This window comes from Rhodospirillum rubrum ATCC 11170 (assembly GCF_000013085.1).
Lineage (GTDB): Bacteria > Pseudomonadota > Alphaproteobacteria > Rhodospirillales > Rhodospirillaceae > Rhodospirillum > Rhodospirillum rubrum.
On the sequence record NC_007643.1, the window covers coordinates 2,622,083 to 2,646,192 of the forward strand.

At 64.1% G+C, this 24,110-nt stretch carries 25 protein-coding genes; 2 read left to right on the forward strand and 23 right to left on the reverse strand.

Annotated elements, in window-relative coordinates; translation table 11 throughout:
• Positions 1–38 precede the first annotated feature (38 nt).
• The 9 genes from RRU_RS11715 to RRU_RS11755 form a co-directional block, all read right to left on the reverse strand.
• Positions 39–2,579 carry a plasma-membrane proton-efflux P-type ATPase gene (locus tag RRU_RS11715; protein WP_237703759.1) on the reverse strand — a complete coding sequence of 847 codons (2,541 nt, stop codon included), beginning with the start codon at positions 2,577–2,579 and terminating at the stop codon, positions 39–41.
• Between the two features lie 287 nt (positions 2,580–2,866).
• A complete protein-coding gene (locus RRU_RS11720) occupies positions 2,867–3,157 on the reverse strand; it encodes a ferredoxin family protein (RefSeq protein WP_011389919.1) in 291 nt (96 codons plus the stop codon).
• Entirely contained in the window at positions 3,148–4,449 is a 1,302-nt protein-coding gene (locus RRU_RS11725; RefSeq protein WP_011389920.1) for an FAD-dependent oxidoreductase, read from the reverse strand. Before RRU_RS11725 ends, RRU_RS11720 begins: the two co-directional genes overlap by 10 nt.
• Positions 4,450–4,467: 18 nt before the next feature.
• Positions 4,468–5,565, reverse strand: a complete 1,098-nt coding sequence (locus RRU_RS11730) for an electron transfer flavoprotein subunit alpha/FixB family protein (RefSeq protein WP_011389921.1) — start codon at positions 5,563–5,565, stop codon at positions 4,468–4,470.
• A 16-nt stretch (positions 5,566–5,581) separates the two neighbouring features.
• Positions 5,582–6,433 (reverse strand): electron transfer flavoprotein subunit beta/FixA family protein, encoded by an 852-nt coding sequence (locus RRU_RS11735; protein WP_011389922.1) that lies wholly within the window; start codon positions 6,431–6,433, stop codon positions 5,582–5,584.
• A gap of 197 nt (positions 6,434–6,630) precedes the next feature.
• Positions 6,631–6,993, reverse strand: a complete 363-nt coding sequence (gene nifW, locus RRU_RS11740; RefSeq protein WP_011389923.1) for a nitrogenase-stabilizing/protective protein NifW — start codon at positions 6,991–6,993, stop codon at positions 6,631–6,633.
• 23 nt (positions 6,994–7,016) lie between these two features.
• Positions 7,017–8,195, reverse strand: a complete 1,179-nt coding sequence (gene nifV, locus RRU_RS11745; protein ID WP_011389924.1) for a homocitrate synthase — start codon at positions 8,193–8,195, stop codon at positions 7,017–7,019.
• A gap of 26 nt (positions 8,196–8,221) precedes the next feature.
• The gene (locus RRU_RS11750) at positions 8,222–8,521 is read right to left on the reverse strand and encodes a NifU family protein (RefSeq protein ID WP_011389925.1); all 300 of its coding nucleotides are present in this window, start codon (positions 8,519–8,521) and stop codon (positions 8,222–8,224) included.
• Positions 8,522–8,569: 48 nt separating this feature from the next.
• On the reverse strand, positions 8,570–8,902 hold the full coding sequence (locus RRU_RS11755; protein WP_011389926.1) for a HesB/IscA family protein: 333 nt from the start codon (positions 8,900–8,902) through the stop codon (positions 8,570–8,572).
• A 577-nt stretch (positions 8,903–9,479) separates the two neighbouring features.
• Between RRU_RS11755 and RRU_RS11760 the strand changes: the two genes are divergently transcribed.
• On the forward strand, positions 9,480–9,980 hold the full coding sequence (locus tag RRU_RS11760; RefSeq protein WP_014626340.1) for a TspO/MBR family protein: 501 nt from the start codon (positions 9,480–9,482) through the stop codon (positions 9,978–9,980).
• A gap of 57 nt (positions 9,981–10,037) precedes the next feature.
• On the opposite strand, the gene nikE is transcribed toward RRU_RS11760, so the two are convergent.
• From nikE to nikA, 5 genes are read right to left on the reverse strand one after another with little or no spacing between them, the layout of a single operon-like run.
• Positions 10,038–10,871, reverse strand: coding sequence for a nickel import ATP-binding protein NikE (gene nikE / locus RRU_RS11765; RefSeq protein ID WP_011389928.1), 834 nt, complete (start codon positions 10,869–10,871; stop codon positions 10,038–10,040).
• Positions 10,868–11,653 (reverse strand): nickel import ATP-binding protein NikD, encoded by a 786-nt coding sequence (locus tag RRU_RS11770; RefSeq protein ID WP_011389929.1) that lies wholly within the window; start codon positions 11,651–11,653, stop codon positions 10,868–10,870. The genes nikE and RRU_RS11770 overlap by 4 nt, the downstream gene beginning before the upstream one ends.
• Positions 11,650–12,549 (reverse strand): nickel ABC transporter permease subunit NikC, encoded by a 900-nt coding sequence (nikC, locus tag RRU_RS11775; RefSeq protein WP_011389930.1) that lies wholly within the window; start codon positions 12,547–12,549, stop codon positions 11,650–11,652. Before nikC ends, RRU_RS11770 begins: the two co-directional genes overlap by 4 nt.
• Complete coding sequence (gene nikB, locus RRU_RS11780; protein WP_011389931.1) at positions 12,546–13,490, reverse strand: nickel ABC transporter permease subunit NikB; 945 nt, start codon at positions 13,488–13,490, stop codon at positions 12,546–12,548. Before nikB ends, nikC begins: the two co-directional genes overlap by 4 nt.
• Positions 13,491–13,495: 5 nt before the next feature.
• Positions 13,496–15,079 (reverse strand): nickel ABC transporter substrate-binding protein, encoded by a 1,584-nt coding sequence (gene nikA, locus RRU_RS11785; protein WP_237703760.1) that lies wholly within the window; start codon positions 15,077–15,079, stop codon positions 13,496–13,498.
• A gap of 472 nt (positions 15,080–15,551) precedes the next feature.
• Between nikA and RRU_RS11790 the strand changes: the two genes are divergently transcribed.
• Positions 15,552–16,901 carry an IS66-like element ISRhru2 family transposase gene (locus RRU_RS11790; RefSeq protein WP_011389933.1) on the forward strand — a complete coding sequence of 450 codons (1,350 nt, stop codon included), beginning with the start codon at positions 15,552–15,554 and terminating at the stop codon, positions 16,899–16,901.
• A 36-nt stretch (positions 16,902–16,937) separates the two neighbouring features.
• Here the strand turns inward: RRU_RS11790 and RRU_RS11795 are convergent, their stop codons facing one another.
• From RRU_RS11795 to nifE, 9 genes are all read right to left on the reverse strand, one after another.
• Positions 16,938–17,237, reverse strand: a complete 300-nt coding sequence (locus RRU_RS11795; protein WP_081467699.1) for an STAS-like domain-containing protein — start codon at positions 17,235–17,237, stop codon at positions 16,938–16,940.
• The gene (locus RRU_RS11800) at positions 17,231–18,124 is read right to left on the reverse strand and encodes an ATP-binding protein (RefSeq protein ID WP_042440139.1); all 894 of its coding nucleotides are present in this window, start codon (positions 18,122–18,124) and stop codon (positions 17,231–17,233) included. The genes RRU_RS11795 and RRU_RS11800 overlap by 7 nt, the downstream gene beginning before the upstream one ends.
• Positions 18,125–18,187: 63 nt before the next feature.
• Positions 18,188–18,415 (reverse strand): hypothetical protein, encoded by a 228-nt coding sequence (locus RRU_RS11805; protein WP_011389935.1) that lies wholly within the window; start codon positions 18,413–18,415, stop codon positions 18,188–18,190.
• A gap of 659 nt (positions 18,416–19,074) precedes the next feature.
• On the reverse strand, positions 19,075–19,743 hold the full coding sequence (locus RRU_RS11810; protein ID WP_011389936.1) for a nitrogen fixation protein NifQ: 669 nt from the start codon (positions 19,741–19,743) through the stop codon (positions 19,075–19,077).
• Between the two features lie 61 nt (positions 19,744–19,804).
• Entirely contained in the window at positions 19,805–20,110 is a 306-nt protein-coding gene (gene fdxB, locus RRU_RS11815; RefSeq protein ID WP_011389937.1) for a ferredoxin III, nif-specific, read from the reverse strand.
• A gap of 72 nt (positions 20,111–20,182) precedes the next feature.
• Positions 20,183–20,656 carry a NifX-associated nitrogen fixation protein gene (locus tag RRU_RS11820; protein ID WP_011389938.1) on the reverse strand — a complete coding sequence of 158 codons (474 nt, stop codon included), beginning with the start codon at positions 20,654–20,656 and terminating at the stop codon, positions 20,183–20,185.
• Positions 20,656–21,099, reverse strand: a complete 444-nt coding sequence (gene nifX / locus RRU_RS11825; RefSeq protein ID WP_014626343.1) for a nitrogen fixation protein NifX — start codon at positions 21,097–21,099, stop codon at positions 20,656–20,658. The genes RRU_RS11820 and nifX overlap by 1 nt, the downstream gene beginning before the upstream one ends.
• 37 nt (positions 21,100–21,136) lie before the next feature.
• Positions 21,137–22,534 (reverse strand): nitrogenase iron-molybdenum cofactor biosynthesis protein NifN, encoded by a 1,398-nt coding sequence (gene nifN, locus RRU_RS11830; protein WP_011389940.1) that lies wholly within the window; start codon positions 22,532–22,534, stop codon positions 21,137–21,139.
• Positions 22,531–23,979, reverse strand: coding sequence for a nitrogenase iron-molybdenum cofactor biosynthesis protein NifE (gene nifE / locus RRU_RS11835; RefSeq protein ID WP_011389941.1), 1,449 nt, complete (start codon positions 23,977–23,979; stop codon positions 22,531–22,533). The genes nifN and nifE overlap by 4 nt, the downstream gene beginning before the upstream one ends.
• Positions 23,980–24,110 lie beyond the last annotated feature (131 nt).

Genomic DNA, 24,110 nt, shown 5'->3' on the forward strand with positions numbered 1-24,110 from the left:
GCCTTGTCCTTCGTTTGGGGAAGGACCGGCCGACCGCCTCAGTTCCCTCCCAGCAATTTTGAAAACCCGAGCCCCATTCCCGGCAAGCCGTCGCGGTTCAAACGCTCGGTCGCCACCAGCGCCAGATTGTCAAAGGCGAAGCAGACCAGCGCGAAAGCCCAGACCGCCCCGGCCATCGGCCAGCCGATCGGCGCCATGAACAGCCCGCCAACCGCCGCCAGGGTGCCAAGCCCCTGGGTCAGGACGATGGCGACAAGAAGCCGGTGGGCGGGAAAGGGCCGCCGCCAGACCCAGCCGTCCCTGCGGGTCAGGGCGATGGTCATATTGCCGCCGATCAGCAGTTTCAAGAAAAGGATGGTCTGCTCCTGGGCGGCGGGCAGATCCAGGCGATGGTCGAGCAGCCAGAGCAGCAGGAACGAACTCGCCACCCCCGAGACGCCGAGCACCCCGCTCACCCGCACCACCTTCAGCATGTCCCAGCGCACAGGACGGGGCGGGGGCGGCGCCGTATCCCCGGCCACGAACAGGGCCGGCAGGCTGGCCAGGATGCTCAGCAGGGCGATCATGGCCAGACTGATCGGAAAAGACCCCAGCATCAGGTAAGCCAGGGCGACAAAGACCGGCAGGCGCAGGGTTTCGGCGATGCGATAGGCCGCATAGCCGCTCATCCGCCCGAGGATCCGCCGGGATTCGCTGACGGCGCGGGTGATGATCGCCAGCCCCGAGGCGCCGAGCACGACATCGGCCGCCTGACGGGCGGCGTCGGAGGCGCCCTTGACGGCGATCCCGACCTCGGCATGGTCCAGGGCGGCGGCGTCTTCGCCTGCCGCGCCGGTTATGCCAACCCGGTGGCCGGCGCGCTGAAGGGCGCGCACCAAGCGCAGGCGGTGCTCGGGGTGGACCTCGGCGATGACATGGGCGTCTTCCAGATCGTCGTCGCGGTCGGCGCCGCACTCGGCGCGGCCGGTGCCGCCGTCTTCGCCCAGACCATCCACCATCCGTCTGGCGCAGACCACCCGGTCGCCAAGCCCCATGCCGCGCGCCACCCGGCCGCCGATGGCGGCGCGCTCGGGGGTGATCATCAGCACGCGCAGTCCCAGGACCCGGGCGGCATCCAGGCTGCCCGGGGAATCGCCGCGCGATGGCTCGACCAGGGCGATCAGCCCCAGATACCGCCAATGCTCGACCTCTCCCCCCTCCTCGGCCCGGGCAATGCCGACGGCGCGAAAGCCGCGTTCGGCCAGATCATCGGTCGCCTCGCTGATCCGCCGCACCAGGGCGGGCTCCAGCCCCGTCGCTTGGGCGACGGCCAGCGGCTCGCCCTTGAGCACCGAAAAGCGGGCGACGGCGCCGCTTTCAAGCGGTCGCTCGACCTCGGCGCGCAGGCAGCCCCCCTCCCCTGCATCCTCGGTTAGCGGCTGCAGAAACAGGCAGTACCCATCGCCGGGAGTCAGGGCCGGCTGGCCGGCCAGGATCGCCAGATCGACGGCATTGGCCCCTTCGGCCGGACAGGCCAGGGCGGCGGTCCGCAACAATTCTCCCCGTCCCGAAGCCTGCAACAACACCGGTTCGCCCATCACCAGGCGCGGCTCGCTCAAGGTGCCGCTTTGGTCGGCGCACAGCACGTCCAGGCCGGCCAGATCCTCGATCGCCGCCATCCGGGCGACGACGGCCTTCATCCGCTCCAGCCGCAGCGCCCCCGCCGACAGCGTCATCGACAAAACGGCGGGCAGCGCCAGGGGAATCGACGCAGCACTCAGAACCAGCACGAACAGCACGGTCTCCAAGGGCGGATCCTGGCGATAAAGCGCCAGGATCATCACCGTCACCATCATGACCAGCGTCAGGGCGACCAGGGTATTGCCGATGCCAAGCATCGCCGCGCGCAGGGCGGACGGCTTGCGCCGCGCCGTCACCGGCGGGCTGCGGCCAAACAGCGTGGTCGGACCGGTGGCGGTGACCACCGCCTTCATCTCGCCGCCGCGCACCATCGATCCGGCGTGCACCTCGTCACCGCCGGTCTTGGCGATCACCCGGCGATCGCCGGTCAGCATCGAAGCGTCGATGCTCAAAGCCCCCTCGCCCAGCAACACCGCATCGGCGGGAACGACCCGCCCGAGTTTCAGAAAGATCACATCGCCGGGCACGACCTCGTCGGCCGGACGGTCGGCCCAGACGCCATCGCGCAACACCCGGGCCATCGGCGCCAAACGGCGGCCAAGGCGGCTCAGCGCCCGCCCGGCGTGACGCTGTTCGACCAGGGAGACCCCGGCATTGACCAGCAGCAAGGTCAGGATAAGGGCGCCGTCGGCCCAGCGTCCGGCCGCCAAGGCCAGCAGGGCCGCGGCCTGCAGCATCCAGGCGACGGGCCCCGACAGACTATTGGCAAGCCGCCGCAAGCGGCCGGGATTGCCGTCGTCAAGACGATTGGCGCCCCATTCGGCCAGCAGGTCGGCGGCCTGACCCGAGCTTAGGCCGTGGTCGCAATCGACATCGGGATACTCCGGCGAGGGCGGGCGGTGGGCGGCGGGGTCCCCGATCGGGGAAAACGGCAAGGCATCCATCAAGACCGGTTCCACGGGCGATCCGTCGCCCCCGAACGGAGGCGGGGAAACGGATACGAAGCCCTTTGGTGTGGCGGCTCCCCCAAGCCGTCGCCCCCAGGATGGCGGGCGGGGCGACGAAGATCGTTTGCTGCCCCCGCCCCGTCCCTCGCGCTGTCACGCGAAAGCGCCTTCAAGGGCCGGAAAGCCCCTTCTTTCTCATCTGGAAGACTGTGAGGGGACCGGCTCCCCCGAACCGATCCCCTCGTATCGGACGGGGGACAAGCCTGCCAGCCCCCCGTCCAATTCCTTAAAGCGAATACTCAGCCAAACTTGAACAGAATGCCATAGCCGCCACGCGGATAGGCCCATTCCAGTTCACCGGTTTCCTGACACACAATGCGACAGGTCCCGCACTCCATGCAACCATCGGGAACAACTTCGACCTTGCCGTTCTCCCCTTCCACGTAGCAGCCGGCGGGGCAGATGTCGACCATCGCCTTCAACTGCTCGGAGGGGACCTTGGACGCATCGATACGGACGTGGGGACAGCCCTCGTCAACCCGATAGCGGTTCTGATACAGCTTTTCTTCGATTTTGTCGCTCATCGCCATGCCCTCGCCACCTTGACGGCGTCGCCCACCAGACCGAGAACACCCCGGGCCTTGCGGAAGCTCCGCACGATGTCTTTTTCCTTGGTCAGCTTATCGACACCATCGACGCGGAAGAAATTCTCCGCCGCCTTGGCCATCAATTCGGGATAGGTCGTCACGAACTGCTTGTTGCGCCACAGGGTGTGGGGAAGGTCCTTATACTTCTTCAGGTCCTTCAGCACGAAGCTTTCCTCAAGCTTCTGGCGATAGAGCGCCAGATTGGCCTCGGTCATCGCCTTGCCTTCGGACTTCAGCGCGATGATCGTTTCCGCCGCCAGCCGCCCGGAGGTGAGCGCCAGATTGGAGCCCTCGCGGTGGGCGGCGTTGAGGAAGTGGGCGGCATCGCCGCAGATCAGCCAGCCGGCGCCGTAAAGCTGGGGCACCGCGTTATAGCCGCCTTCGGGGATCAGATGGGCGGCGTATTCCTTGACCTCGGAGCCCCTGATCAGCGGAGCGATCGAGGGATGGGCCTTGAAGCGTTCAAGCAGCTTGGCCGGACCGATCTTGGTCTCGACGAAATCGGACACGATGCAGCCGATGCCCAGCGAGATGCTCTCGCCATTGGTATAGAGGAAGCCGGTGCCCAACATGCCCGAGGTCACGGTGCCCAGGGCCTCGATGACCACGCCTTCGTCATCGCGCACGTTGAAGCGCTCGTTGATGACCTCGCGCGGCAGGAAGTGCATCTCCTTGACCGCCAGGGCGGCGTGCTCGGGGCTGATCTCGGAGCGGATGCCCGAGCGCTGGCCGACCAGGGCGTTGACGCCGTCGCAGAGGATGACCACCTCGGCATAGACCTCGCCGCCCTCGCGGTCGCAGCGCACGCCCACCACCTTGCCGGCATCGTTGCGGATCAGATCGAGCACGGTGGTCTCGCAGATCACCATCGCCCCGGCGTCGCGGGCCTGACGGTTGAACCACTTGTCGAACTGGGCGCGGATGATGGTGTAGCGGTTGGGCTTTTCCTCGTTGAAGTTCTCGCTGCGGAAATGGCTGCCCACATAGGAGCGGTCATCGAGCATCCACATGCGCTGTTCGATGACGTGGCGTTCCAGCGGCGCGTCATCGCGGAAGCCGGGAATGATCTGCTCGACCGCATTGGCGTACAGAATGGCGCCCTGAACGTTCTTCGACCCGGGATATTCGCCGCGCTCGATCTGCAAGACGTTGAGGCCGGCCTTGGCCAGGGTGTAGGAGGCGGCGTTGCCCGCCATGCCCGCACCGACGATGATTACATCGAAATGCTCTGCCATGATCGTTGATCCTTTCGATCAGCTCGCCATCCGCCGGACCGCGAGGCGCGCTTCGAACGCCTTGGTCAGGGCCGGAAGAATACGGGTCGCGTCGCCGACCAAGCCGTAGTGGGCGAATTCGAAGATCGGCGCGTTGGCGTCGGTATTGATCGCCAGGATCATATCCGCCCCCTCGACGCCCACCCGATGCTGAATGGCCCCCGAAATGCCCGCGGCGATATACAGCTTGGGCCGGATGGTCTTGCCGGTCTGGCCGATCTGGCGATCGGCCGAGATCCAGCCCTTTTGAATGGTCGGCCGCGAGCCGCCGTATTCGGCGCCGAGAACCGCCGCGAGATCGGTGATCAGGCGGAAGTTCCCCGGATTGCCCATGCCCAGACCGCCGGCGACAACGATGTCGGCATAGGCCAGATGGGCTTCCTCGGTCGAGGTATCGGGCACGAAATCAAGGATCTTGGTCACGATGTCGTCTTCGACCATCGACAACTTGAACTCGATGACCCGGCCGGGCTTGGCGTCCCTGCGTTCGGGCATCGCCATCACGCGCGGGCGGATGGTCGCCATCTGCGGGCGGAAGTTCAGGGTGAAGATGGTACAAAGCAAGGTGCCGCCGAAGGTCGGACGGGTCGCCGCCAGACAACGGTCGTCGTCGATGGCCAGTTCGGTGCAATCGGCGGTCAGACCGGTCTTGAGGGTGGTCGCCACCGAGCCGGCCAGATCGCGGCCGAGCGTGCTCGCCCCCAGCAACAAGATCTCGGGCTTATGGGTGTTGACCAGATCGGTCAGCGCCTTCGAATAGGGCTCGTTGCGATAATCCTTGAGCAGCGGCTCGGACACCACATAGGCGAGATCGGCGCCATAGCTCCAGGCGTCGCTGATCGCCTGCTTAAGATCATTGCCGGGCGGGCCCAGGATCACCGCGGCCAGTTGCACGCCCAGCTTGTCGGCCAGCTTGCGGCCCTCGCCCAGCAGTTCCCACGACACGGTGTGGACCTTGCCACGCTCCATCTCGATGAAAACCCAGACGTCCTTATAGGTCTTGAAATGCTCGGACAGCTCTTTTTTGGCGGCGCCACGGCCGGCCGCCGCCGGGGCGGGCTTCTTCTCTTCGCTCATCTCTCGCTCCTCCGTATTACGACGCCGCGGCCAGCTTACGGAGGTCGGTCTCCAGCTTCGGATTGGCGGAAAACAGGGTATCCAGGGTGGCCTGGGCGATCTCGGCATCGGACTTGCCGGCGGTCTCGACCATCTTGGCCTTTTCCTTGCGCGGTTGCGGCGCGAAGACCTTCTTCACCACCGTCGGCGAGCCACGCAAACCGCACAGCGCGATATCATCGACGCCGGCCTGTTGGGCCGACCAGGTGGCGATGGTGGCGCGCGAGGCGCGGAACATGTCGTCCATGGCGCCGCGGCGCAGGGTGTTCGTGCCTTCAAGCATGGTGATCAGGCAAGGCAGCCCGGTGCTTAGCACCTGCACGCCGCCCTCGGCCCGGCGTTCGACGACGATCGAGCGGTTTTCCAGATCGAGCGAGCGGATGGCCGCCACATAGGTCAACTGGTTAAGACCCAGCCGCTTGGCGATCCCCGGCCCGACCTGGGCGGTATCGCCGTCGATCGTCTGCTTGCCGGTGAAGACGATATCGACGGGCTCCTCCTCGCCGATCTTGCGGATCCCGGCGGCCAGGGCATAGGAGGTGGCCAGGGTATCGGACCCGGCGAAGAAACGGTCGGTCAACAGCACGGCGGCATCGGCGCCTAGCCCTAAGGCCTTGCGCAAGCTTTCATCGGCCATGGGCGGACCCATGGTCAGAACGGTCACCTTGCCACCCATTTTGTCACGAAGCCGCAGGGCCTCTTCAAGGGCGAAAAGATCATAGGGGTTGATGATGGTCGGCACGCCCTGGCGCATGATGGTGTTGGTCACCGGATGCACCCGGATTTGCGCGCTGTCGGGAACCTGCTTGATGCAGACAACGATATGCATGGTTTCCTCCGTCGCGGGGCTCCCGGTGGGGGAGCGGAAAAGTCCTCTGCGGGTTATCCCGCCGAACTTCCGTTTTTGGCGTCCTAATCTTTCGAGGGACGGACACATAACGGAAGAATCATACTATATTTGGTTTTTGCGATGCAGCAAATTTCTCTAATAAACTGCAGCAATCCAGACCCGCTCTAAGAACGTGTCTAAGCCTCGGCGCTGGAATTAACTTTCGACTCAGAACGCTCCGCCGCCGCCAGCGGCAGGATGGCATCGAGGCCGACGAAGGCCTTGCCGGCCTCGCTCTGGAAGACCTTGAACAGCTTTTCCGAGCGGGCGTCCGAGGTCAGGAAGTCGGCGTAAGCCCGTTCCAGGCAGCGTTTGTGGGTCTCGCGCGACACGCTTTCGCCGTTTTCCTCGGCGTCGCACGCCTTCAAGTAGGTCTGATACTTCTTCAGGATGTGTAAACGGTTCACCTGAACAACCTTCGGGTTAAATTCGACTCCGAGGAAGCTGAAAAACTCCTCGGCGCTCGACAGACTCCGCAGATCTTCGAGAAAGCGGCTCATCACGGGGCGTCCCTTTGCGCGGGTCAGCTCGCCGCCTGGGGCGGGCGGCTGAAATCAAGGGTTTCGATGGCCTCGGCCACCGAGCGGGTTTCGTCGAAGAAGCGGCGCAGATCGGCGTCCGTCGGCGGGCGCTTGGTCGCCCCGGCATGGAGGCGGACGCGCGCCAGCATGGCCCGCGCCTGGGCCTCTCCGGGGGCCAGCCCCAGGGCGTTGCAGGCGTGAACGATGCTGGCGACGCCCGAATGCTTGCCCAGAACCAGACGATGGCAACGCCCGAGATCGGCGGGGGACAACGCCTCGTAATTCTTGGGATCGCGCAGCAGGCCGCTGACATGGATCCCCGATTCATGGGTGAAGATCGCCTCGCCGACGATCGGCTTGTTCGCCGGAACCGGCCGCCCCGAGGCCTCGGCCACCAGTTTGGAGACCGCCGCCAGGGCCATCGGCGCGATGCCGGTATGGCGGCCATACAGATTGCGGCAGGCCATCACCACCTCTTCAAGGGGGGCGTTGCCGGCCCGCTCGCCCAGGCCATTGACGGTGGTCGAAACATGGGTGGCCCCGCCAAGCACGGCGCCCAGGGAATTCGCCGTCGCCAGCCCCAGATCATCGTGGGCATGGATTTCCAGTTCCAGGCCGCTGGCGGCGCGCAGGCGCTTGAACATCTGCAAGGTGGTGAAGGGATCCATGATCCCCAGGGTATCGGCGAAGCGGAAGCGCCGGGCGCCGCTGGCTTCGGCGCGTTCGATCACCCGAAGCAGGAACTCGGGATCGGCGCGGCTGGAATCCTCGCCGCCCAGGGCGACCTCCAGCCCCTTTTCCAGGGCGGTCTTGATCATGGTCTCCAGATGGGCGAGCACCCAGCCGCGATCGCGGCCCAGCTTGCCCTTGATCTGCTGGTCGGAAACCGGGATCGACAGATTGACCATATCGACGCCGCAGGCCGCCGCCGCGTCAAGGTCGGTCATATGCATGCGGCACCAGGCGATCGGCCGGCTGGCCTCGCATTGGGCGACGACGGCGCGGATCGACTCCTGCTCCTCGGGCCCCATGGCCGGGATGCCGACTTCCATCTCGGGCACGCCGGCGCGCTCCAGGGCCTTGGCGATCGCCACCTTTTCGCCCAGGGTGAAGATCACCCCGGCGGTCTGCTCGCCGTCGCGCAGCGTGGTATCGTTGACGATGACCGATGACCAATCCATCTTCCGATCCTCCCCGCCCGTCCGCCTCAGGCCAAGGCCGCGGTGGCGGCAGCGGCGGCTTTGACCGGGGGCTGACCGGCCCAGGGCACGGCATGGGCGGGGATGACCCGCACCGGGCGGCCCACGGCCTCCATCAGCTTTTGCTGGATCCCCGACAGCGTGATGCTGGAAAGCTGGCAGCCGACACAGGCGCCGGTCAGCGTGACGAAGATCTTGTGATCTTCGATGCGCACCAACTCGATATCGCCATTATCGCGGCGCAGACGCGGCCGGATCACCGTTTCCAGGACTTCGGCCACCTTGGCTTCAAACGCCTGCTGGGACATGGCATCACTCCTAAAAAAATAAAGACGGGGGAAAAGCCCGGAGGCCGCTCAACAGGTCGCGGCGGAAAACGACTTGCCGCAGCTGCAGGTGTTGAGCGCATTGGGGTTGTCGAAGACGAAGCCCGACGCGGTGCCGCTGTCGACGAAATCGACCCGGGCGCCATCCAGCAAAGGCAAGCTTTGCGGATCGACGAAGACCTTGGCCTCGCCCAGATCGATCACGGCGTCGTCGTCCTGGGCCCGGGCCTCCAGACCCATGCGGTAGACGACGCCGGCGCAGCCGCCGGTCGAGACCATCAGGCGAAGGCCCGTGGCGGCTTCGGGGGATCGGCCAACCACCTTACGCACGGCGGCGGCGGCACTCTCGGTCCATGTCATCATCGGCAGCACCCTCCTTTCCGGGAGAAGATCAAGGGTGCCTTTCCTTAAGCAATCACCGTGCCATTTATTTAAAGCTTTGATTTAGCTTTGATATCCCAATTTCCTCCCCTGGCGCCTTTCCGACATTTGCGTGACATCCCGGGCAGGCGCCGTACTTTGTCGGAAAGCCGACAGGGTCGGCCCCAGGGCTTTTCCCGCACCGATCGGCGGGGCAGCGGGGCGGTTGTCACACGCTCTCCGGCTATGGCGCCGTCGATCGCGATCCGTTGTTTCCAACCTCGGCGGCCGTCCCCGAAGACGACTCGATTCGTCCCCAGATACCGCTTGGCCGCTAGGACCGGACCGACGAGATCGCCCAGACCGTCGCCTTCCCGCGCTCCGAAGGGGCGGCCCATATCACCGGCCAAAACATCCGCGTTGAGGACGGTCTGGCACACGGTCTTTGACCTGTTCGTCGGATTTCCGCCCGCGAAAAGTGTAAAGACCGCATCTCTTCTGTGGAAAAGCCGTTATGATGGGCCAAACTTCGGGCGGTTGCCCCACCGTCCATCAGGCGCCAACCAAACGGAAACGAACCATGGATCAGAATTCCGCCATCACCCTCGCCGTCTTCATCGGTATTTGCATGCTCACCGCGCTGTCCGGCGCCTTCTTCCGCCCCGGAAAGTGGTATCAGACCATCCGCAAACCCTCGTGGAACCCGCCCGACAAGGTTTTCGGGCCGGTTTGGGGCATTCTCTACATCATGATCGCCGTCGCCGGCTGGCTGGTGTGGATGACGGCGCCCTTCAGCGAGACCATGATCCTGCCGATGACCATCTTCGGCGTGCAGTTGGTCATGAACTTCCTGTGGTCGGGGCTGTTCTTCGGCGCCAAGCGCATCGATCTCGCCCTGCTGGAGGTCAGCTTCCTGTGGATCTCGGTGATCGAACTGATCCTGGCCTTCCTGCCGATCCATCCTCTGGCGGGCTATCTGCTGATCCCCTATGCGCTGTGGGTCAGCTTCGCCGCCTTCCTCAACCTCGTCATCTACCGCTTGAACCGCAAGCCGACGCCGGTCGCCGAACCCGCCGTCTGACGCGCCGCGCCTAACAGGAAGGGGGGCGCCACCTAGCCCCCCTCCCCGCCCCTCGCCTCACCGGGTCGCCGAGCGCCGTCCCCCCTCGTCATCGCCCACTGAGGCGGCCGCCGGACGGGCCGGCAAAATAGCCCGCTGAAGCGCCCGCGAGGCCGGATGCTCAAAGCGCTGAGCCCCGGTCACCGGGGCCTCCTCAACGATCTTCCCCTCGTCAAGCACGATCACCCGCTGGCAAAAGCGTTCGACCAGCCGCAGGTCGTGGGTGACGAACAGATAAGCCATCCCGGTTTGGCGCTGGAGATCCTTGAGCAAATCGATCATCTGGATCTGCAGCATCAGATCAAGGTTCGAGACCGCCTCGTCGAGCACCAGCAAGCGGGGTCCGGGCGCCAGGGCCCGGGCGATGCAAACCCTTTGCAACTGGCCACCGCTCATCTGCTGCGGCAGTTTATCGGCATCCTCGGGCGTCAGACCGACCTGACGCAATAAGGCGTCCCGGCGGGCGGCGCGCCCGGCGTCATCAAGCGTCGTTAAATGGCGCAACGGCTCGCCGATGATCCGCCCCACCCGGTGGCGGGGATTGACCGCCCCCAGGCTATCTTGAAACACCATTTGAACCGCGCCGCGAAAGGCCCGCCACTCGGCGCGCGAAAAGCCGCCAAGCGGCCGGCCGCGAAAGGCGATCGTGCCGTGATCGGGCTTTTCCAGGCCAAGCAGCAGACGGGCCAGGGTGCTTTTCCCCGAACCGCTGCGCCCGAGCAGGGCCACGGTCTCGCCCTCCGACAGGGTTACCGTCGCCTCGCTCAGCACCGTCTTCGCCGGCGATCGACCAACCAACGAGACCGTCCGATAGCTTTTGCTGGCCGCCCTGGCCGTCAACAAAGGACTCACGCTACGCCCTCCAGGCCATAAAGCGACAGATGGGCCGCGACCAGGGCCCGGGTGGCGTCGTGACGGGGCCGGTGGAAGATCTCGCCGACCGGCCCGCTCTCGACGATGCGTCCCTGGGCCATCACCGCCACATCATCGGCCAGCCGGGCGACGACGCCCATGTCGTGGGTGACGATCAGCAGGCCAAGGCCGCGCTCGGCGACCACCCCTTCGAGCAAGGACAGCACCCGGGCCTGCACGACCAGATCAAGATCGGTGGTCGGCTCGTCGGCGAACAGAAACGGCGCCTCGGTCAGCAAAGCCAGGGCGATCATCATGCGCTGAAGCATGCCGCCGCTCATCTCGAAGGCGTGCAGCCCAAGAACCCGCCCGGGATCTTCCAGGCCAACCCCCTCAAGCGCTTGAAGAAGAACCGCCTCGGAGCGCCGGTCATGGCGTCCCAGCGCCTTCAGGGTTTCAACGCCGTGAGCGCGCATGGTCCGCACCGGATTGAAGGCGCTGCGCGGGTTTTGCATGATCGAGGCCACATGGCGGCCCTTGAGGCCGGCCAAAGCCTGCTCCTCGCCATCAAGCAGCACCCTGCCCGACAGGCGGCGCACACCGGCCGGCAACACGTCGAGCGCCCCGGCGCAGGTCAGCGATTTGCCCGAGCCGCTGGCCCCGACCAGGGCGAGGATCCGACCGCGCCGCACCTCGAGGCCGACCCCCTCCACCAGCATCAGGGGATGGGCGCCGAGGGTGGCGATCGTCAGACCCTCGATCCTCAGACCATCGTTTCTCAATGTCCATGCTCCGCGCAGAGGTGCGGATCAAGACGATCGCGCAGGGCGTCCCCAAGCAGGTTGAAGGTCATGACGCTGACGAAAAGCGCCACTCCGGGCCAGACCATCAGCATCGGCTGGGTCCAGACGAACTGGCGGGCGTCGTTGATCATCACCCCCCATTCGGCCATCGGCGGGGCGACCCCCAATCCCAGGAACGACAGGCCGGCGACATGGAGCATCATGTGGCCGATATCGAGACTGGCCAGCACCAGAAGCTGCGAGGCGGTGGCGGGCAGCAGATGCTCGACGAAGATCGAGACCCGCCCCGCCCCCGACAGCCGCGCCGCCAGGATGAAATCGCGCTCGCGCAGCGACAAAACGATGCCGCGCACGATGCGGGCGTACCAAGCCCAATGGGACAAGGCGATGGCGATGATGACATTGGTCAGCCCGCTGCCCAGCACGCCAACCATGAACAACGACAGCACCAGGGTGGGAAAGGTCAGGAAGACATCGGTGACGCGCATGATCGCCTGATCGGCGCGCCCGCCCAGGACCCCGGCGGCGCCGCCCACGGCGATCCCCATCGCCAGCACCAGGGCGAGGCACAGGGCGACCGAGCCCAGCGAGACGCCGGCCCCGGCGAGCAGCCGCAAAAAGATGTCGCGGCCCAGGTGATCGGTGCCCAGCCAATGCTCCCAAGACGGCGGCCGCAAGCGCGCCGCGAGGTCGATGGCATTGGCATCGCCGGGAAGCAGAGATTGGCCGACGATGGCGCTGGCGATCAGGGCGACCAGCACCAGAAGGGCCAAGCGCAGGCTCCAGCTTCGGCCGATGGGCAGGCGGGCGAGCCACCCCCGGAGCGGGGCGGCGTCTGGCGGGCGATGCCCCTGCTGGCAATCAGGCATGGTCATTGGGCCCCCTCCGCCGCCAGCCGGATGCGCGGATCGGCCCAGGCATAGACGATATCGACGATCAGATTGCAAAGAACGAAGATCAGCACCATCAGCAGCGTGAAACACTGGATGACCGGATAATCGCGGTTGAAGATGGCGGAGACCGCAAAGCGGCCAACCCCCGGCCAGCCGAAAATGCTTTCAATGACCAGGGTGCCGCCGATCAGTTCGCCAACGTGCATGCCCGTCGCCGTGATGATCGGCAGCAGGGCGTTGCGCAGGATATGGGCGCGTTCCACCTTGGCCGCCGACAGGCCGCGCAGGCGGGCGTAATAGACGTGACGCTGCCCGGACACCTCGAGCATGCTGGCGCGCAGCAGCCGGGCGTTGATCGATAGCGACATGAAGGCGATGGCGACGGCGGGCATGATCATATGCTCCGCCCCGCCCCGCCCCATCGCCGGCAGCCAGCCAAGCTCGACCGAAAACACCAGCACCAGCAGGAAGCCCAGCCAGAAATTGGGCATCGAGACGCCGAGAAAGGCGACGCCGCGAACGATCTGGTCGGGTAAGGCGTCGCGCCGCCGCGCCGCCCACATCCCCAAAGGGATCGACAGGCCCAGGGTCAGCGCCAGGGCCACCCCGGCCAAGTGCAAGGTGGCGGGCAGATAATGCAAAAGATCGGGCAGAACCGGCCGCCCGGTGGCGTAGGACACGCCGAAATCCAGATGCAGGGCCTTGTTCAGCCAAACCCAATACTGAACCGCCAGCGGCTGATCGAGCCCCAGCCTCTGGCGGGTCTCGGCCAGGGCCTGGACGGTCGGCGGAATGCGCGATAGCCGCAGGTAATCCATCGCCGGATCGCTGGGCCCCAGGCGCAGCATCAGGAAGATGACCAGCGAGGCGCCGAGCAACATGGGAACGAGCAGCGCCAAGCGCTTGAGAACGAAAGAGACCATAACGATCACGGCGCCAGGGGAACGAGGTTTTCGAAGGGGATCTCGCTCGACATCGCCCCGAACGACAAGGGCCCCACCGCCTTCTTGGCCAGGGCGATCGCCGTGACATGGGTCAGCGGCAGATAGACCGCCTGATCATGCAGGCGGGTCAGGATCTTGGTGTACAGCGCCTGACGCTCCGTCTCGTCGGTGGTGACCAGAACCCGCGAGATCGTCGCGTCGATCTCGGCCTTGTCGGGCAGGCCACGTTGGGCCTGATAATCGGCATGGGAGGGCACGCGCATCGAACTGACGAAGGCATGGGGATCGAAGGGGGCGCCCCAGGTGGAATTGAAGATCATGCCGAAGCGACCATCATGCTGGCGCGAAAAGACGCTGCTTTCCTCCTCGCCGACAAGAACGGCCCCGACACCGATCTTGCGCAGATCCCCCTGGACGATTTCCGCCATCGATTTGGCGACCGCGTCGGTGCCGACGAAGACGAGATCGATGAGCAGCGGCTTGCCGTCCTTGCTGCGCAGGTCGCTTCCCGCCTCGAAACGCCAGTTCGCCGCCTCGAGCAAGGCGGCCGCCCGCGCCCGATCATAGGCATAGGGCTTCAGAGCGATATCGGCATAGGGCACATTGGTCGAAAACAAGGTGTCGGCGCGGGTCTGGGTGCCATAGAAGACCGAGGCGATCATCGTGTCCTTGTCGATGGCGTGATTGAGCGCCTGCCGCACCGCCAGCTCATTGGTCGGCGCGCGGTTGGAATTGAGCGCCAGCACCCGGGTTTCCACCGGAGCCGACAGGGCGGCCGTATAGAGGCCCATGGCGCGCAGGCGGTCGAAGGTATCGGGATAGACCGGACCATCCACACCGTAGATCAGATCGATATCGCCGGTTTCAAAGGCGATGGCCCGGGTCGTCGGATCGGGGATGACCTTGACCATGATCTTGTCATAGGCCGGCTTCTCGCCCCAATAGGCGTCGTTGCGCTCGAACAGATCGTATTCGCCCAAGCCGCTGGCCACCAATTTCCAAGGTCCGGTGCCGACCGGCTCCACAATGCCGTCCTTGGTGCCGCCGGCCTTGCCAAAGCGCGAAGGCGCGATGAAGCGGAAAGGCCGCGGCAGGGCGAGTTCCTGAAGGATCGGGTAATAGGCCTCTTTCAAGGTCAGGCGAAACGCCAGGTCGTCGACGACCTCGACCCTCTCGATCTGATTGGCCAGTTCCAGCCATTGGTGGCGGGCGCGGTTGGCCAGAACCGCGTCGAAATTGGCGACCACCGCCTTGGCGTCAAAGGCCTCGCCATTGGCAAAGAGCACATCGGGACGCAGGGAGAAGGTATAGACCCGGCCATCGGCCGAAATCTCCCACGAGCGCGCCAACCAGGGCACCACGGCGCCATCGGCCCGATAGCGCACCAGCGGCTCATAGACCATCGCCTGGGCGAACATCTGATTGGGAGAATAGAGATGGGGATTGAGCGGGCCGACGTTCTGCGGCCAGGAAAAATTCAAGGTTTCGCCGGCGCGGGCGGCGCCAAAGGGCGACAGCGCGCATAACGCGATGCCAAGCGCCCCCACCAAAGCATGAAACGATCTCACGGTCTTTCCCCTTCCCCTGACGACGGCCCCCCCGTCCCAACCTGCCCGGACCTCCGAACACAAGCCGACGGCCGGCATACTGGATGACCCAGTCGCATAATGTCAATGTCGGGAGTGTGGGAATTCGTGAGCGTTTTTTGCGTGTTTCAAGGCCGCAACCAACAGGCGCCAAAGCGTTTCAAATAATGACGATGGGTCATTGTTTTTGTCATGAAAAACCGCCTGCCCCAGGGCTGTTTAACGGTGATCATGTGACCCTCTAGGAGAAGATGAGATCGAGGTTGATTGCCGTCCCGGCCCAGAGGATTCGTACGACTTCGGCGAAGCCGTTTTTTCTTTCGCAGGATGTTGAGGGCAAAGCTTCGGGCGCGGCTTTGCGGTTGAGAAAGAAGTCGAAGCTGCCGCGCAGTAATTGCTCACGTAGCTGGCAAAATTGGTTGCGCGGGGGCTCCAAACATGAATCAACGTATGGATGAAACTGTTGCTGCGCTATCTCCTGAGTAACGCCGAGAAAGACGCCCTGCTGACGGAGCAGGCGGCGCTGATCGAGCGCATGGCGGCACGGATTGCCGAGCTTGAGGCGTCAGTCGGCAAGCCGAAGAAGACCTCGTCCAATTCGCATATCCCACCGTCAAAAGATGGCCCGGGCCGAGAAAACCGGAAGCCCCAGCCCCCTCGGAAGCAGCGGCCATCGCGTCCTGGCGTGTCGCGCCCGTTGACCGAAACCCCGGACAAGACCGAGCGCCGGATGGCTGATATCTGCCTGCATTGCGGAAAAACCACGCCCGAGGCGGGGCAGCGTTGCCGCCATCGCTATGACCATATCGACCTTCCGCCGATCCGCCCGGTGGTGACGCGGGTCGAACTGTTCGGCGGCCGGTGCGGCTGCGGCAAGCGCTATCGGGCCGAGGCTCCCGCCGGCATGGAGCCGGGGACGCCATTCGGGCCGGGCATCCGCTCGCTGCTGCTCTATCTCCATCACAGCCACCCTGTCGGCTTCGAGCGACTGTCGCGAATGCTCCAGGAATTGTTCGGCTTGGCCATCTCAGAAGGCGCCATCGCCAATGCCTTTCGGCGGAGCCAAGCCGGTTTGGACCAAGCCCGGGCGGCGATCAAAGCCAAGCTGCTGACCGCCCGAATCATCGCCTCGGACGAAACCACCACCCGCGTCGATGGTGTGACCCAGTGGCAATGGGTGTTCATCTCGGATCAGGCGGTTCTGCATGAAATCGCCCCGCGCCGGGCCAAGAGCGTCGCCGAAACCGTGCTGAACGGTCACCGGCCCGAAATCTGGGTTTCGGATCGCTATGCGGGGCAACAGGATCTGGCCCGCGTCCATCAAGTCTGTCTCGCCCATGTTTTGCGCGACGTGCAATACGCCATCGACAGCGGCGATACGGTGGTCGCGCCAAAAATCCGCGACCACCTGCGATGGGCCATCCGGGTCGGCAAGCGACGATCCGACTTGAAGAACAGCACGCTGGCCGCCTATGCGGCGAAGGCCGAACGACGCCTCGACGCCCTGGTCGGCCACCCCACCGCTCACCCCGCCGGACGGCTTTTGCAGCGGCAAATCAAGGCGTGGCGCGCCAAGTTCTTCGTCTTCCTGACCGACCGAGGCGTGCCGCCCACCAACAACGTCTCCGAACGGGAAATCAGGCCCTCCGTCGTCTTCCGCAAGGTCACCAACGGATTCCGCTCCGACTGGGGCGCCCAAATCCATGCCGGATACCGATCCGTCACCGGCACCGCCCGCCTGAAAGGCCAGACGGCCTTCGCCGCTGTTCGCGCCCTCGTCGATGGCCAATTCGCCATCGCCTGAGCCAGGACGCCACCCCCGTGAGCAATTACCAAGCGCTTACGCTGCAAGAAAGGCTCCGGTCGCTTCGCGAGTAAGCCTTGTCCGAATCATATCGTTGATTTGCCTATTTGAGTTCACAAACCGGATTTTTGCTTTAATTTGATCCAAGCTCATGCAGTCCAGAAGCTCAACAAAAGCGCTATTTACGAAAGAGGACGTAACAGAGGTAAAGCCGGAAAAGGAGACGATAACAGGCTGTGGTGAATCAGCGAGAGCACGCAATAAGGCTTGCCTCACTATGTCACCTTGGTCGTTGGTATTGCCACCTGATACTAGATCAATCACGCGAATTACCATTCGAAATCCTCCTCTTCGTCATCCAAAACCTCAATCGTATCCTTTCGGAATTCAATGTCGAACAGCGTTCCCGGACTGAAGCCACTAACGACGCGCGGATGCGGACAGATCCGCTCGCCTTCCTTCTTAAACGAGACGATACCATTGTGGGAGTAGATCGTCACGCTTCCCCCGTTGCGCAACACGACATTCTGAAGAAGATAGTGGAGGCCCGCCCCTCGATTTCGCGGGCTAGTTTTGGTGGTAAAACCGTCTTCAGTGGCCTTCAGTATTGCGTCTATAGATGAAATTTTTGGGGAAAAACGCCGAACAACAGAAGGAATGCCCGCCCCAAAATCCGCAACTGAAATAAGAATTCTCCCTTCATTCGGGTAATATTGGCAGAATATACTTCCTATTTCGCAGCATGTGTGATCTGCAATATTATTAAACAACTCAGATAGGCAGACTCGGAATTCTCTCAGAGAGGATTCTGGAACAGAAAAATGGTTGGATAACCAAGGAGTCAAATCCATTTCAAGCCACCCATGACTCTCGGCTTGTGTAACTTTTTTTAAGGGAATGGTCGTTGGCCTGGGTGAACTATACGGCCTTAGCTTTGTTCCTAAATGTTGCTCAAAAAAAAGCGCATCATCCAAGAATTTATTTGACTGTCTGTGGGGGGAGAGCCCCTCAAGAACTACTTTGGTGCCTTTTGCATCAAGCCATTGAATAAGATTACTAATAAAAACAACCCCGGATGGGCGTGTAAAATCGAGCGTTGAAAAATCAATCCATAATTCTTTTGGTAGTTTTCTGTCGCAAGACGAAATCAATTGATGGATAACTTGTGGCATGGTATCGCCGTAAAAATTTCGCGGAAGCGGAATTATCGGAACCTGAGCCATTAATAGACCTCAATGAATCGAGAAGCTGCGACACTGAAGGTTCAGACCACAGCCTGAAACGCTTCAAGTATCCAGCAGCATCCTCACCCCCCGCCCACCGCCATTCTCGGGAATAAACTCGATCTCAGCACCCTCAAGCGCGGCGCGCAAGGCATCAATCGTGGTTGGTTTCAAGGTCTCGCCTCGCTTAAACTTACCGATAGTGCCCAGCGAAACGCTGGCCTTCTTTGATAAATCACGTGTTTCCCACCCCAGAGTGGCAAGGGCCATTTCGAGATGAACAGGCAACATGTCGAATCACCGATACGATTTGTGTTACGGAACTCATTCCCATGAAGCTGTCGTATCACTGATCTGATTCAGGATGCAACTCGCCCCTGCTGGTTCTGCAACACCAAGCCGGGGCCTATCCACAACGCACCTACAGGAGAGGCGCGCATGGACAATCATACCTTAACCGTCCCAGTCCCTTTGAGTCTCGCGGAGACATTCCGCCTGCGTCTGGGAGAAAGGCGCGTTGCGCGACGTGTGCGCGGTCCTCTCGTCCATTGAATTGATCATCCGGCCCTGCGGCCGCGAAGACGGAAGCCCGCTCGACAAAGCGACCCTTCGCGGGGCACGGCTGTTTCCTGGGGCGAGCACTCGGGGATGGGACGTTGGGCAAGCCGCAGGCGAGGTGCTGCGGCGGGCCCAGGCGTAGGCCAGCGAGCCTCGACCCCATGGCTCTCCTGGGCCACTTCTGCGGTGAGTGCACTGGCACGGGTATTGGATAGGGCCTCGAGCGGAGCCCACTTTTTCCTACAGGTGGATGCCTCCGATGCTTGTGGGGGACGGAGAGGCGTAAAACCGCGTCGGCGCGGCACAGAACTTAGACTCGATGGAAGGGCGCGCTTAGCCTCGATCACATCCTCGCATGCAAGACGCATCTAATCAGCGTTGAACCGCCCTGCTTACCGCCGCAGGGCGAGCAGGGCTGGGCCGTCTTCACCGCCGAAGCAGTGGGCGTGATCGTCGCAGGCGGCGCAGTGCGGCGCCTTGCACACCACCACGCCCTCGCGGCGGCAGAGTTCGCGGTAAAAGAACTTCTTCCACTTCATGTTTTGCACATTGCGCGCCGCCAGCCCGGGGAAATGGCGGACCAGCAGGCCCGACAGATCGCTGCGCGCCGTCAGCCCCAGGTCCTGCCACAGATGGTTGGGCCGCAGCGAGCGGCGGGCGAGGATGGTGGCCAACCAAAGCTCGATCTCGCTCGCTCCCTGCCGGTCTGATCCCCTCGCTCCATGCCTGTTTGATCCACTCGCTCCATGCTCGATCAACAGGGCGCGCAGGTCCTCTTCCTCCAAGGCCTCCTCGCCCGGTCCCTCGTCGTCGCTCAAACCGACCAGCAGACCACGGGCCTCGGGCACCCTGGTTTCGATCAGCCGCGTCACCTCGGCGGCCGATAGGCCAAGCCCCGCCGTCAGCGATCCTTCGCTGCCGGCGATCGCCACCATGCAGGCCAGAACGTGATGATCAAAGGCGTCTCCCTCGTCGGGGCCCTCGTCGGGGCCCTCGTCCGGGATCGCCAAGGCGGCCAAAGGGACGGCCGGCCGCGCGGCATGAACGGGAGCATGGATCATGGCATCTCTCCAAAGCCGGACGGAAAGCCGATCACCGGGGGCACGAGCCGCCGCCTTTGGCTCAGGCCAGGGCCGGTTCGGCCGGGGCGTGGGTTTGCGCCTTGGTGCCGCAGACCGTGCCGCAGGCCTCGCAGCCGATGCATTTGCCGCCGTGGGAGACGACCATCACCTTGCGAACGATCTCCTCATCCTCGTCATAGGGGTCGCACAGCGCGCCCTCGTCGTTGATGCCCTTCATCTCCAAAACATCGTGACCGCAAACCTTGAAGCAGCGGCCACAGCCGATGCACAGCGCCTCGTCGATGGCGGTGATGTACTGGGGCACCCAAGGGGAGCCGTCGCGGGTGGTGAACGTCAGAGGGCCCATGGTCGTCTCGTCCTCAAAAGGGTGGCTCGGAAGGTTTGAAGGAAAGGCGTCGGGGGATCGATGCGACGACGCTCAGGCCGAGGCGGCGTCGGGAAAGGCTTCGATGGCCGCCAGACCCTCGGCCACCAGCTTGGCGCCCTTTTCGGCCAGCTTGCTGAGCGAGGGGAAGCCGAAGCGGTGGATGTCGCGCAGATAGGCGTTGATCACCACCAGCTTGCCGGTGGTCAGCAGCATGCGACCAAACCCCTCGTGGCTCATCTTCATGATCGGCGAGGCGACGCGGCCGGTGGCCTTTTCAATGGTCAGGCCGACGGCGGCATAGAAAATCTCCAGCCGCCACAAGATATCGGGATCGGGATCGCCGATGATCGGGATCTCGCGGCGCTGTTCGGCGGTGACGATGAAGGGCCCCAGAACCTCGGCGTCGGGCTTGCCGTCCCAGGCGCCATAGGTATCCTCGGCGCGGATCTGGCGGACCAATTGACGCACGAAGGGGGTTTCCAGGGCGGCGCGATCGGCGTCGTCAAGCAGGGCGGCCTCGTTCATCACAGGCTCTCCTCGGCCATATCCTCGTCATCGAGGAAATCCAGGCGGTTTTCCCCGGCGCCGTCGCGGGTCATGATCTTGCGCAGCCAGGGCGGCGGATTGCCCTTGAGCATCGTCTGCACGCGGTCCAGCACATCGACGATCGGCTCGTCGTTGGGGATCTTCATCGGATGGATGCGCGACTGCACCACCCGCGCCGCCGCCGGGCCGCCGATGGCCTTGACGAACAGCAAGGCGATGCCGTCAAGCGCCTTGACCTTGGCGCGGACCCGGTCCTCGCCATCGTCGGAATGCTTGCCATCCTCGTCGCTGACCGCGTCGAACTGGATGACCTCGACGAAGCTGTAGCCATCGGGACCGACCTCATAGATCGCCATGTGGCGGGCGCCGTTGAAATGGGCGTTGACGGTCTTCATGTCCTGGGTAGCGAGCGCGACTTTCATGCGTCCTCCTGTAACGGAACCCCGATCGGGACCGGCCTCAACCAAGCGCAAGCGGCGAGCGGCCATGATCAGCGCCCTCCTCTGCCCGATTGGTGTTGGCCGGATGGGCGGTGGGGGCGTGAGCGGTCTGGGCGGCTTCGATCAGGGCGTTGCCCAGGGCGAAAACCGTGTCGCGGGTGCCGCGATAGCCTAGCGCCACCCGGTGGGCCACCCCCAGCCGGTCAAGGATCGGGAAGCCGGCGCGAAACAGCGCCACCCCCGCCCGTTCGGCCGGCAGCCGGGCATTGGCGTTGGCGATCATCAGATCACAGCCCCCTGCCCGTTCGGCCAGATCCTCCAGATCGCCGACCACCACCTCCTCGGTGTCCAGCCCGGCCAAAAAGGGGGCGTCGACGCTGGTCACCACCGCCTGCAGACGGGCGCCAAGCCCGCTGACCAATGTGCCCAGCGTCCACACCAGATCGGGCTCGCCGGCCAGGGCCAGACGGGTGCCGCCAAAGGAAAAGTGGCTGTCCATCAGGGCGTCGATCAACTGGCTGCGCTGACGGCGCAGCCGCATCGGCACCGGCCGCCCCGAAATCTCGGCAAGCAGGCTCATCAGGGTGTCCACCGCCTCGAGCCCAGTCACCCGATCCAGGAAGGCGGTCGGCACGCCGGTGCGTTCTTCGAGCAAGGCGCCGGAAATCCGCATGTGCTCGCCAATGGCGATGGTCCGCGCCGCCCGCCCCAGGGTCTGGATCTCCTCAAGCGGTGTGCCGCCCAAGGTCGTCGGCACCCAGGTTTCGGGCAGATGGCCATCAAGCGAGCCCGACAGATCGGGCAGGATGGTCGGGCGCAGGCCAAAGGCTTCGATGATGTCGCGCAGTTCCTCGATATCGCCCGGGGTCAGGTGACAGCCGGCCAGAACGGTCACCCGCTCGGCATCGCGCGGCTGCGGGCCGGCGGGCACCAGGGTGGCGATCATCGCGCTGACCGCCTTGCCCCAGCCGGTTTCCAGCCCGCCGGAGAAGTCGGGCGTCGAAGTCAGCACCACGACGGTGTCGTCAAGCACGGGGTTGCGCTGGCGAATGGTCTTGAGATCGCCAACCATGTCCTCGCCCCGGGTTTCGGTCAGCCCGGTGGTGATCAGACCGATCACCTTGGGATGGGTGCGCTTGGTGATGTTCAGCAGCGCCTGCTCGATGTTCTCCAGGCCACCCAAGATGGTGGTGACCTCGTTCATCGCCGTGGTCTGCAGGGGAATGGCCTCGCGGAAATGGCGAACCATCATCACCAGCGAAAAAGCGGTGCAGCCCTGGGCGCCGTGGAACAGCGGCAGACAGCCGTCGATCCCCATGAAAGCCATGGCGGCCCCCAAGGGGGCGCTGGTCTTGAGCGGGCTGACGGTCAGCGCCTTGCGCGAGCGCACCAGGGTGGCGGGGGGGGACAAGGTCATGGCGCGGCCCTCCGACCGGCGGGGATCAGCGGCGTGACGCCGGGGCTGGCCGCCGGCGGATCCCAGGGCGCCGGGGCGCGGACCTGGGCCCAGACCGGATTGTTGATCTCGATATCCATCTGGCGCACCAGTTCCAGCATGCCGTCATAGCCGGCATAGCCGTGGTGGCGTTCCTGATTGATGTCCATCCAGGCGGTGCGCGCCTTCAGGGCGACGAATTGCGAGCGCCCACCCGAGAGCATGATATCGGCCTCGCCGTCGCGGAACATCCGGTACATTTCCGGGTTGGCAATGGCGCCAAACAGCTCGCCAACCTTGCCGGTGTTCTGATCAAGGGCGGCGCGGGCGCGGGCCTTGTCGTCCTCGGTCGATTTGCGCACCGAGGTGCCGACCACCTCCATGCCCATTTCCTGCAAGGCGTGGACGACCGACCAGCTTTTGACCCCGCCGGTGTAAAGCAGCACGCGCTTGCCCGCCAGCCTCGGCCGATAGGCGGCCATCGCCGCCCAGGCCTTGGCCTCCTCGCGGGCGATCAGGGCCTCGGTGCGGGCGATCAGATCGGCCGTGGCGCCGCGTTCGACCAACAGCGTGGCGATGGTGCGCAGGGTCTGCGAGGTATCGCCGATGCCGTAGAACGATCCCTCGAAGTAGGGAATCCCCCAGCGCTCGCGCATGCCCCGCCCCAGGTTGATCATCGCCTGCGAGCAGACCATCATATTGACCCGCGCCGTATGGGCGCCGGCCAAGTCGCGATAGCGGGAATTGCCGGTGATACAGGCGCGGATGCGGATGCCCAATTCGTCAAACAGCGGCTTCACCAGGGCAAATTCGCCGGCCACATTGTATTCGCCGATGATGTTGATATCGGTCGGACCGGCGTCCGAAGGCTCGATCGTGCCGATGACATGGGCGAGCAGGGCTTCGGCGCCCAGTTTGTTGCCCAGGTTCTTCGAGCCGACGAAGCCCGGGGCGTTGACCGGCACCACCGGCAGCCCCAGACGCTCGGAGGCGACCTTGCACACCTGATCGATATCATCGCCGATCAGGGCGGGAACGCAGGTCTGATAAACGAAGATCGCCGGCGGCGCGTATTTGGCCACCGCCTCCTTGATCGCCCGGTACAGCTTCTTTTCCCCGCCGTGGATCACATCCATCTCGGACAGATCGGTGGTGAAGCCCCAGCGGTAGATCAGCGGCCCCGAGGTGCCAACATTGCGCGTATCCCAGGAATTACCCTCGCAGGCGATCGGCCCGTGCACCAGATGGACGACATCGGTCACCGGCTGCAGGGCGATCTTGGCACCATCGAAGGCGCAGCCCCCGGCCGCCGCCCCGGGGGTCAGCCCCTTGGTGCCACACCCCTTTTTGCGCTCGCCAGCCGTCTTGCCGCGGTTCTTCTCGCAATCGGGCTCGTTGAAGACGCTGGCGATCTTTTCGCTGATCATGGCGATCCTCCGAGGCTGGACGGGGAAAACGGGACGAGAGGGCCTCGGGGACAGGGGTAAGCAAAACCAATGCCAGACAGCTAATGTCTTGCTTTCGTTTATCTTTAGACAGAGGGGGAGGTGAAAAGACG